The organism is Enterococcus sp. FSL R5-0957 (genome assembly GCF_038008005.1).
Taxonomy (GTDB): domain Bacteria; phylum Bacillota; class Bacilli; order Lactobacillales; family Enterococcaceae; genus Enterococcus_B; species Enterococcus_B faecium.
The window spans coordinates 2,259,755-2,270,000 of record NZ_JBBOYG010000001.1 but is presented as its reverse complement, the minus strand read 5'-3'; the positions used below and the strand labels follow the sequence as shown (position 1 = coordinate 2,270,000).

Here is a 10,246-nt window from a genome sequence, read left to right as displayed (position 1 = left end):
GGTAGTATAGAACATAGAATTCTAAATACGGAAAAATGGAGCATAAATTCCAGTATAAATAGTACTTCTTCAGTGTCAAACGAAGCGAATATAACATAGATATTTAGGATTGTGACAAAAATTATGTCACAATCTTTTTTTCGAATAAACTCATTTTTTGAAGCCGGCCATTTATCGTAATTTCTTTGCATAATACGAACAAATTTTCGGTTATTGATGAAAAAAAACATTGAAAATGGTATGATAAAAGAAAAAAAGGAGGAAATTTTTAATGGTGAAATTTATCCATGCGGCAGATTTACATATGGATCGGTCATTTGAAGGACTGACAACTCTTGATAAAACTGTACAGGAAAAACTATTGAAGACGAATCTGACCGTTTTATCAAATATCATTGAACAGGCAATAATAAATAACGTTGATTTTGTTTTACTTGCAGGAGATAATTTTCATCAAAATCGTCCTTCATTAAAAATACAGAAACATTTTTCAGAACAGATGAAACGGTTAGAAAAGAACCATATACCTGTATTTATAATATTCGGAAATCATGATTTCTATCAAAAAGAGCGGTATTGGTTCTCCTTTCCTAAAAATGTCCATTTATTTACATCCGAAACGGTAGAGACAAAAAAAATAACGATAAAAAGTGGAGAAACTGTCTCTCTCAGTGGATTCAGTTATCGACAACCATGGATTCAAAAAGACAAAGTGATGGAATTTCCTTCTAGAGAACTTACAGATTACCATATTGGTTTGTATCACGGGGAACCTGGTACCTCGCAAAAAGGGAACTATGCTCCTTTCCAACCTTCAAAAATGCAAGAAAAAGGATACGATTATTGGGCTTTGGGGCATATCCATGTGCCAACAGTTTTAAATGAAAAGCAAACCATCATTTATCCAGGTGCGCCTCAAGGACACACTAAAAAAGAACAAACTTCTACATCTATTCTACTAGTTGAATTAAGTAAAGGAAGTTGCCAAATACATCCGATTAAAGTAGCAGAGGTCTATTGGAAGACAAAGGAAATATCATTGAGGAAAGCAAGAACGACAAAAGAGGTCATTGTTCACATTCGTCAGCAACTTTCAAAAGTAGAGTATGGTTTTAGTTTAATCGAAATAAAATTAAAAGATTATGACCATCTCAATACAGATGTTTTGGAACGGATACAATCAGGAGAGCTATTAGACTATTTGTTAGAGGAATTCTCAGATAGGATAAATGATTTCTTTATTTGGCGTATTTCTCTCATAGAGGATACCTTTTATACGAAGATCCCACTTGCTGCTTCTGCTAAATTGATGGAACAGTTATTTCAATACTATCAGACACCTCAAGATTTCCAACAAATTTTAAATGAAGTATATAGTCATCAAGAAGCGGCTAGAATATTGAGCGAACTGCCGGAATACCAAGAAGAAACACTTGAAAAAGCCAAGCAGCTGCTTAATCAAGATTTTTTATTTGAGGAGGATCAGGAATGAAGATTTTAAGGATCGAGATTGCTGCTTTTGGAAAATGGCGTCAAAAAAGTTTTGACTTTTATTCAGGCAATCAGCTGATCTATGGGGGAAACGAAGCAGGAAAATCAACGATTTATCAATTTATTCAAGCAATATTATTTGGTTTCCCTTCAAAAGGCCGTAAAAAAAAGGATTATACACCAAAAGACGGCTCAGCCTATGGCGGCAAAATATGGCTTAAACATCCTGTATATGGTGAATTTGCTGTCGAGCGCTACAAGCAGCAAAATCGCGGAAAATCGAAGGTGTGGCTGGGAGATCAAGTGGGAAGTGATGAGTTACTAGAAAAATTGATTGCGCCTTTAACGAAAGAGTTATTCCAGCAAGTATTTACTTTCCAGCAGGAACAGTTGATGGAACTAGATAATTTGAGAGAAAAAGAGCTACATGATGCGCTGATTTCTTTAGGCATCACGGGCAGTTCTCAAGTATTCCAAAAGCGGCAAGAATATTATCAGAAAGCACAACAATTATTCAAGAAAAAAGGCCAAAAACTACTAATCAATCAAAAATTAAATGAATGGAAAGAGCTGCAAGAAAAAATTCATCAAAAACAAGAACAGGAAGCTTATTTTGGCAAGTTGATCCAACAAGAACAGGAATACGAGTCGCAACAGCAGCAGTTATTGGCACAATTAAAAGAGGCGAACAAACAATTTTCATTAGCTAGACAGCAAGAACTTAATTTTTCTTTATATGAAGAATGGCAATCTCTCAAAAAAAACAGCACTACAGGTCTTCCTGATGAGCAACTTCTTTTAGATCTGGAGTCTTTCTCCAAACGGTATCAGCAAACAAATGAGCGTTTGGAAGAATTAGAAGCAACACTGGAAAAGCATAGCGGGATGGATCAGCAGTCAGTCAGATATTATTTTTATTTAGAGCAGGAGCAGGAACTAAAAGATCTCCAGCAACTTCAATTTACAGCGGAACAATTAAACGAAGAATGGCAAAGATTACAAATTGAGACTAGAGAAACAAATTCAGAATTGAAGATTCTGGAACAAAGGTGGCATTGGCAGAAAAATCCGTTACCGGAAGAATTTTTATATGAAGAAGAATGGAAGCATCTTCTGGCTGAAGAAAGAAGGATTGCTGATCTAGAAAGCCAGATTTCTGTGCGTCTCCAAATAGCTAAAGAACAACAAGAGATGATTGAAGCAGAAGTGAATGACTTGGAAGAGACCTATCCAGCATTATTACAAAATCAGTCAGAGATAGCACCATTCTCTTCATCTAAACCGTATATGCTGATGGCTGGCGGAGCAATAATCATTGCTGGTATATTTGTACCAATGCCCTTGAAAGTGATCCTTTTACTAATTGGTGCAGGCATGATTGGCTATTTCTTCTACAAAAGGCAACCAAAAATTAAAACTAAAAATGATTTCTCTGAGATAAAAGGAATGTGGCAAGAAAAACTAGGACAACTTGATCTAGCCTTAGCTCAATTAGCTGAAGCAGAAGAAAAACAAAAGAGAACTGGGGAAGAAAAACAGATTCTTCGGCAAGAAGTATATCGTTTTGCGGATCATCGGCACTTAGGAAAGATGGATACGCTCAAACTCATGAAAGAATATGGACAGGAAGTCATAGATTATCAGAAATTATATGGCGTATTTGAGCGGAAACATAAAAGAGAGCAGGAAATACAAGAAAAACTACGACAAATCGACCAAAAATTTGAGCTTGTTAAAGAATGGTTACCGATACAAGATAAGTCAATTTTAGAAAAAATGGTATTGCTTTCCCGTTTTATACAAGAGATGGAACAGATGAAATTTGCCAGAAGCTATCAGCAAAATACTTTATTGAAGCAAGAAATCAATCAATTGAAAAAGAAACAAAAAGTATGGATACAAGAATACAGCGAACAATTGACTCAAGCAGGCTTATCTTATCCTTCGGAAGCACCTGTCTTTTTACAAAAAGCCAAACAAGCCGAACAGCAGATGAAAAGATACAATGAATTATCGGAAATGCTTACTCCACTATTTCCTGAAGAGCTGACAAAAGAGAAATTATCTGTAAAACTGCGCCAACTGAAAGAAAAGCAATCCCAACTCCAGCAAGAAGAAAAAGAAGCAAGTGAAAATCGGCAACGACTCCAACTTCAAGTAGAAGAGTTGCAAAGAGACGGCACATTGGACGAACTTTATCAACAAGCTAGCCGGCAAAAAGCAAAATTACAGGAATTACTGGAGGAATGGGGAGCACTTGAAATCGCCGGGACATTCTTAGGTGATCTTTCAACAGAGATGAGTGAAAGACAATTACCCCAGTTGTTAAGAGCAGCAGGTGATTATTTAGGTATTTTAACAAAAGGAAATTATCAGAAGATATTACTGAAAAATGATACACTGACTTTAACAGACGGATATACAGAATTTCCCATCTATGAGTTATCTACAGGTACGAAAGATCAGCTGATTATGGCGATGAGATTTGCTTACCTCTCATTAGAAGCTAACCGTTCGATATGCCCGATCATCATTGATGATGGCTGGCTTCATTATGATCATCAGCGAAAGTATCAATTAGCTGAACTTTTAGCTAAATTTGGAGAAAAGTATCAAATAATTTGTTTTTCTTCTGATAAAGAAATGGTAAGCTATTACCATGAGATGAACCAAATCGTAAAACAATTAGAAGGAGCAAATAATGAAAAAAATTCGTGATTTAGTAATCGATGAGCAGTTTGAACAATTTGTCCTGATCAAAAGTGCAGATGTAAGAATCGCTAAAAACGGAAAAAAATTTATTGCTTTTACTTTCCAAGATACTTCAGGTACTATCGATGGTAAATACTGGGATGCTTCGGAGGAGGAAATCAATAAATTTACAGCCGGCACAGTCGTTTTTCTAAACGGTAAAAGAGAGGTTTATCAAGGAAACCCTCAAGTAAAGATTCTTCATATGCGCTTAACAAGGGTAGATGAGCCAGGAGAGCCTAGTTTATACATGGAAAGAGCCCCTTTGAAGAAAGAAGAAATGGAAGAAGAAATCAATCAATTGTTGTTTGAGATCACCAATGCGCATTGGAATCGTATTGTTCGCTATCTACTTAATAAATATCAAAAACAATTTTTTGAGTTTCCGGCAGCAAAAAGAAACCATCATGCATTTGCCAGCGGATTAGCTTATCATACTTTGACAATGCTTCACTTAGGGAAATCAATCGCCGATGAATATCCTGAGCTGAATCGAGCATTGTTGTATGCTGGTATCATTTTGCATGATTTAGGAAAGGTGATTGAACTTTCCGGTCCTATGTCGACAGAATATACGCTTGCAGGAAATTTGATCGGTCATCTGGTATTGATTGACGAAGAAATAACTAAAGCCTGTCTTGCGTTGAAAATCAGCGAAGCTGACGAAGATGTTCTCGTATTACGTCATATGGTTTTAGCACACCATGGCTTATTAGAATATGGCTCACCTGTACGTCCAAGAATAATGGAAGCAGAAATATTACATCAAATCGACAATATCGATGCTTCGATGCAGATGATGTTGACTTCGATTCGTCAAACAGAACCAGGAAAATACACCGATCGGATTTTCGGTATGGACAACCGAAGTTTCTATGTACCAAAAGATTTATAGCAAAAATTTATTTTTTTCATTCAAAACAAAAAAGCGAGACATAAGTCTTCGCTTTTTTTGTTTTCTTTTATTTTGATGAATCAGTTGTTTCTTCAGTTGAAGATTCTTTTGTTGAATCAGTTGATTTTGTGTCAGAACTCTTTGTTGAAGCTGTAGTTTCACTTGAGTCTTTCGTACTTGATGAAGTTGTTGTGAATGCACTCAACACATTTTCAAAGGCATCATCTTTGATTTTTACATTTGCATCTTTTAATTCTTCACCGATTACTTTAGTTGTGAATGCATTGTCACTTAGTTTAGTTTCAGTAGCGATATCTTTTAGTTGATCTTTGTATTTATCCATGTCATTGCCTTTATTTTGGTTTTTCACCATTTTGACAACGTAGTATTCTGTCGCATAAGAAGTAGGATTTGTTGTAGTAATAACATCGGAGATCTCACCGTCTTTCAATTTGAAAGCTGCTTCTTTTACTTCTGCAGGAATAGTTGTTGTCGTTGAGTCGAATTTAACTTTACCGCCATCTTCTTTTGTCTCTGTATCAGTTGATTTGTCTTTGGCTAATTTAGAGAAATCATCTCCATCATCCGCTGATTTTTTCACATCTTTTGCTTCATCTTCACTTGATAATTTGATGATTTGTGCTTCTACTTCTGGATGGAAAGATTTCCAAGCAGTTTTCAAATCGTCATCTGTAATATCTACGTGAGCTTTCAAGCCAGCTTCAAAAGCTAAATTGTTACGAATATATTCTTTATAAGTATCTTTCGTATATCCAGCAGCTTCTAATTGTGATTCAAAAGTATCACCTAATGATTTCGCTTGTTTGTCGTATTCTGCATCCACTTGCTTATCGGTTACTTTATCGCCATATTTGTTATTGAATACTTTATAAATGATCATCCGTTGTACTAAGGATTGGTTCGATGATTCAAGTTTTGCTTCATCATAGAAATCAGATACAGTGATCGTTCCGCCTTTCATCGTTGCGATATCTTTATTAGTATCGCCTGAACAAGCTGCTAGAGTTAAAACAGCCAACGCACTAGTAGCTGCCAAAATAATTGATTTTTTTTTCATTAAAATTTGCACTCCTGTAATTAGTTATTATTTTTATATATTAACTATACCATATCCCATTTCCTTTAAAAACGTTGTCGTGGTAGTTTCAAACAAAATTCAAAATTTCATCACATTCCTAGGAAATACGCAAACTTTTCTCACTTATATAGTTAAATCTGTTGAGAAAATAATCATTATTATATTTGTTCAGGATACTCTGGCAGATCAGCTTTTAGTTTTTCTACTTGTTCATTGATTTGTGTGATACGTGGTTCAGCTTGGAATTTAAAATCTTCGATATCTTTTTTGATTGCTTCTTGGAAAGCAGGAATCACAGATTTAGCTGTTTCTTTTGTTTCGATCAATGCGCTTTTAAAATGATTCAGGCTGTTATTTAAATCGTTTGTCAGAGTTGCTGCTTCTTCCAATTCTTCGATCAGTTTCTTTCTTGTTTCATTCCCGCTCCTGGGCGCCAATAACAGACCTCCGACAGTGCCAGCAGCAACTCCAAATAACAGTCCTTTGAAAAAGTTTTTAATCATCGCAGGACACCTGCTTTACGATTGTTTCTTGAACAGCTTTTAGTTCTTCCGATCCATAACTATCTTGATGATTGCCAAAGTGAATAGAAAAATCATCCTCTTTGCTGTAGCGAGGGACTAAATGGATATGTGAATGAAAAACAGATTGATAGGCTAGTTCACGGTTGTTATTCAAGATATTAAGACCTTTCATTTCTGGAAAAGCTTTTTCCAATGCTTGAGCAATCTTAGGCACACGTGAAAAAACCTCTCCTGCAAGTTCGGGATCATATTCAAAAATATCTGCTACATGACGTTTAGGCACAACTAATGTGTGTCCTTTCGTTGCTTGAGAGATGTCTAAAAAAGCATAGACCTTGTCGTCTTCATATATTTTATAGCTTGGGATTTCTTGATTGATGATTTTGCAAAAAATACAGTTTTCCATATAAAACATCCTTTCTATAAAGAATAAATACTTCAGCTTAACTTTACCATAAGTTAAAGCTATTGTAAGGAAAAAAACAAAATACCGTCATTTTCTTCGTGGTATAATAAATAAAAATAAATGGCGGAGGAAAAAGAATGAGTTTAATTATCGATCATGTCACAGGGGGGTACGGACATCTCCCTGTGTTAAAAGATATCAGTTTCGATGTACAGCCTGGAGAGATAGTAGGGTTGATTGGACTGAACGGAGCAGGGAAAAGTACGACCATCAAGCACATTATCGGTCTGCTGGAAGCTTCAAAAGGAACGATAGAAATCAATCATCTATCCTTAAAGAAAAATACGGAAGAATATCGCAAACAAATTGGGTATATTCCAGAGACTCCTTCTTTATATGAAGAATTGACATTGAGAGAACATATCGAAGTCACTGCGATGGCCTACGATATACCTATGGATACAGCAATGAAAAGAGCAGAAAAGTTGTTGGAGACTTTTCGGTTATCTAATCGTCTTGACTGGTTCCCAGCTAATTTTTCAAAGGGAATGAAACAGAAAGTGATGATCTTATGCGCCTTTTTGATCGAGCCTTCTTTATATATCATCGACGAACCATTTTTAGGCTTGGATCCACTAGCTATCAATGCATTGCTTGAATTGATGGTAGAAATGAAAAAAGAAGGAGCCGGTATTTTGATGTCTACGCATATTTTAGCTACTGCAGAAAAATATTGTGATCGTTTTGTGGTCTTACATAACGGAGAGATACGAGCAGACGGTTCTCTTGAGATGTTGAGAAAAGAATTTCAGCTGCCGGATTCTTCTTTGGACGAAATCTATATTGCTTTAACAAAGGAGCAGGTACATGAGTAGTTTTTTTCAAAAACGTTTAGCAAGACATCAAAAGAAAATGATGAAATATATGCGTTATGTATTGAACGATCATTTTGTTTTAGTTTGTCTTTTCTTGATTGGCGGTGTGGGATTATATTATTCTAATTGGTTGAAAACCCTGCAGCCACCGTTTGCAATTGGAGGGCTCATAATCTCTGTATTTTGGATGTTCTGTTTATTCGTGGGTAAGATGGCTACTTTTGCAGAGGCAGCAGATATTGTTTTTTTACTTCCTAAAGAAAAAGAAATGCAAACCTATTTGGAACGAGCTTTTCGCTATTCTTGCATTTTTCCGTTGATCTTTTTGATATTGGCATGCGGATTGGCCATGCCATTAGTGGTGGTTAGTACGGAGCAATCCTTTTCGATGTTTTTCGTCTATCTGATCATATTATGGAGTTTGAAATTCAGTCATCTGCAAATCAAGAGAGCAGAATTGTTTCGACTAGATCAACAAGTTATTCGTTATTGGAAATTAGGCTGGTTTTTTTCTTCTCTGATCTTTTTGTTTCTATCATTTTATTGGCTGATATGGGCAGGAATAGCAGGTGCATTAGTACAGGCAAGTCTATATTACTGGTTTTTGTGGAAGCAACAAGAAAAAGGATTGGATTGGGAGAAAATGGTGCATGTAGAAGAACATAGGTTGCATCAGATCTATCAATTTATCAATTTATTCACAGATGTTCCTGAAATTACGGCAAAGATCAAAAGAAGACGCTATTTGGATCCTATATTGACTCATATTAAAAGAGAATCAAAAAACACTTATTTTTACTTGTTTGCAAGAAGATTGGCAAGAGGTTCTGATTTTAGTGGTCTTTATTTCCGATTAGTAATTATAGGTGGGTTATTGATTGCCGGAGTAGTCGACTTTTATTTTAGTCTGATTATCGGTTTCTTATTTTTATATTTGATCGGTTTCCAACTGTTACCTTTAGCGAACCAGTTCCGCTATATGGTTCTCGTTCAGCTTTATCCAATCCATAAGAATCAGAAGAAGCAGGCGATTCAGTATCTACTCACATGGGTATTAATTATCGCGTCGGTTATTTTTGGTTTGATTGCTGCAGTCGTATTAGATGGGCAGCAGCGATGGGTTCCGCTAGCGGCTTATTTGATTGTTACTATGCTCTTTGTTAAACTATATGTACCAACTCGTTTGAAGAAGATGTCAGACTGAAAACAAAGCTGTGTAGGGTAAAAATGAGAATGAAAAATAGAGCGTTGACAGTAAGAATGCTGTTCGTTCTATTTTTTTTGAGAAAAGCTGGTTTTTTGAATGGCAATTAAATGAAAAAGAACGTATATGTGCTTGACGTGTAGTGTTCAGGCGACTAGAATAATAAGTACTGCAAAACAAAGAGTAAGAGGACGGGAGAATGCATGATGGAGTTTCAGTTAGACCAAGAGTGGCGGTTACGTCCCATCAAAGGCGACACAGGAAAAACATACATAGGCATGCGTGATGAGGACAAAGTCTTTATTAAACGAAACACGACTCCGATGTTGGCTGCTCTTTCAAGGGAAGGAATTACACCAAAACTTGTTTGGACAAAACGAACGGGGAATGGCGATACTTTGACAGCACAAGAGTGGCTGGAAGGTCGCTTGCTGACTCCTAATGAGATTGGTCAAAGAAACGACGTGATTGATGTTTTGTACCATTTACATCATTCAAATTCTCTTAAAACCATGCTGACCCGTATCGGTGGTCGTGTCATGACGCCGGAGAAGATGCTGCAAAAATATGAAAAAGAATTACCGGAAGAACTCCAGAAAAATCAATTTCTGCAAATTGTCCATCGTTTTCTTCGTGAGCAGATCCCGTCAATAGATAAGGAAAACTTATCAGTAGTACACGGAGATGTAAACCATCGTAATTGGTTAGTATGTAAAAATTATTTATATCTAGTCGATTGGGATTCAATCATGTTTGCAGACCCTGCGGTGGATATTGCAACGATTTTAGGAAATTATGTGCCACTGTCTAGCTGGAATCAGTGGCTGATCAGTTATGGCATACGCCCGACTGACGAAATGCTTGAAAAATTTCATTGGTATGCGGCCATGAATTTGCTCCAAGAAATCACCAGATATTGCAAACGTGAAGATCATCGACGGATGAACGAAGAAATTTTACAATTAAAACGAATTTTCAGTGGCTGAGGTTTGGCCCAACCT

At 36.3% G+C, this 10,246-nt stretch carries 9 protein-coding genes; 6 read left to right on the top strand and 3 right to left on the bottom strand.

Features of this window, described 5'->3' with window-relative positions; translation table 11 throughout:
* The first annotated feature begins 271 nt into the window (after positions 1-271).
* The 3 genes from MKX69_RS11100 to MKX69_RS11090 are packed head-to-tail and all read left to right on the top strand — an operon-like array spanning position 272 to position 5,137.
* Complete coding sequence (locus MKX69_RS11100; RefSeq protein ID WP_341010210.1) at positions 272-1,492, top strand: metallophosphoesterase family protein; 1,221 nt, start codon at positions 272-274, stop codon at positions 1,490-1,492.
* Positions 1,489-4,209 carry an ATP-binding protein gene (locus tag MKX69_RS11095; RefSeq protein ID WP_341010208.1) on the top strand — a complete coding sequence of 907 codons (2,721 nt, stop codon included), beginning with the start codon at positions 1,489-1,491 and terminating at the stop codon, positions 4,207-4,209. Before MKX69_RS11100 ends, MKX69_RS11095 begins: the two co-directional genes overlap by 4 nt.
* On the top strand, positions 4,193-5,137 hold the full coding sequence (locus tag MKX69_RS11090; protein WP_002286211.1) for a 3'-5' exoribonuclease YhaM family protein: 945 nt from the start codon (positions 4,193-4,195) through the stop codon (positions 5,135-5,137). The genes MKX69_RS11095 and MKX69_RS11090 overlap by 17 nt, the downstream gene beginning before the upstream one ends.
* A 67-nt stretch (positions 5,138-5,204) precedes the next feature.
* On the opposite strand, the gene MKX69_RS11085 is transcribed toward MKX69_RS11090, so the two are convergent.
* From MKX69_RS11085 to MKX69_RS11075, 3 genes are all read right to left on the bottom strand, one after another.
* A complete protein-coding gene (locus tag MKX69_RS11085; RefSeq protein WP_002286208.1) occupies positions 5,205-6,215 on the bottom strand; it encodes a peptidylprolyl isomerase in 1,011 nt (336 codons plus the stop codon).
* A gap of 179 nt (positions 6,216-6,394) precedes the next feature.
* Positions 6,395-6,739, bottom strand: a complete 345-nt coding sequence (locus MKX69_RS11080; RefSeq protein WP_341010204.1) for a YtxH domain-containing protein — start codon at positions 6,737-6,739, stop codon at positions 6,395-6,397.
* Positions 6,732-7,166 (bottom strand): HIT family protein, encoded by a 435-nt coding sequence (locus MKX69_RS11075; RefSeq protein WP_002319184.1) that lies wholly within the window; start codon positions 7,164-7,166, stop codon positions 6,732-6,734. The genes MKX69_RS11080 and MKX69_RS11075 overlap by 8 nt, the downstream gene beginning before the upstream one ends.
* A 137-nt stretch (positions 7,167-7,303) precedes the next feature.
* On the opposite strand from MKX69_RS11075, the gene MKX69_RS11070 reads away from it, so the two are divergent.
* From MKX69_RS11070 to MKX69_RS11060, 3 genes are all read left to right on the top strand, one after another.
* Positions 7,304-8,041 carry an ABC transporter ATP-binding protein gene (locus MKX69_RS11070; RefSeq protein ID WP_010723628.1) on the top strand — a complete coding sequence of 246 codons (738 nt, stop codon included), beginning with the start codon at positions 7,304-7,306 and terminating at the stop codon, positions 8,039-8,041.
* On the top strand, positions 8,034-9,245 hold the full coding sequence (locus MKX69_RS11065) for an ABC transporter permease (protein WP_341010201.1): 1,212 nt from the start codon (positions 8,034-8,036) through the stop codon (positions 9,243-9,245). The genes MKX69_RS11070 and MKX69_RS11065 overlap by 8 nt, the downstream gene beginning before the upstream one ends.
* A gap of 203 nt (positions 9,246-9,448) precedes the next feature.
* On the top strand, positions 9,449-10,231 hold the full coding sequence (locus tag MKX69_RS11060) for a phosphotransferase family protein (RefSeq protein ID WP_002286194.1): 783 nt from the start codon (positions 9,449-9,451) through the stop codon (positions 10,229-10,231).
* The last annotated feature ends 15 nt before the right edge of the window (positions 10,232-10,246 follow it).

Coding starts and splice junctions, on each gene's coding strand:
- MKX69_RS11100 (WP_341010210.1), top strand. CDS start 272: ATGGTGAAATTTATCCATGCGGCAGATTTACATATGGATCGGTCATTT.
- MKX69_RS11095 (WP_341010208.1), top strand. CDS start 1,489: ATGAAGATTTTAAGGATCGAGATTGCTGCTTTTGGAAAATGGCGTCAA.
- MKX69_RS11090 (WP_002286211.1), top strand. CDS start 4,193: ATGAAAAAAATTCGTGATTTAGTAATCGATGAGCAGTTTGAACAATTT.
- MKX69_RS11085 (WP_002286208.1), bottom strand. CDS start 6,215: ATGAAAAAAAAATCAATTATTTTGGCAGCTACTAGTGCGTTGGCTGTT.
- MKX69_RS11080 (WP_341010204.1), bottom strand. CDS start 6,739: ATGATTAAAAACTTTTTCAAAGGACTGTTATTTGGAGTTGCTGCTGGC.
- MKX69_RS11075 (WP_002319184.1), bottom strand. CDS start 7,166: ATGGAAAACTGTATTTTTTGCAAAATCATCAATCAAGAAATCCCAAGC.
- MKX69_RS11070 (WP_010723628.1), top strand. CDS start 7,304: ATGAGTTTAATTATCGATCATGTCACAGGGGGGTACGGACATCTCCCT.
- MKX69_RS11065 (WP_341010201.1), top strand. CDS start 8,034: ATGAGTAGTTTTTTTCAAAAACGTTTAGCAAGACATCAAAAGAAAATG.
- MKX69_RS11060 (WP_002286194.1), top strand. CDS start 9,449: ATGATGGAGTTTCAGTTAGACCAAGAGTGGCGGTTACGTCCCATCAAA.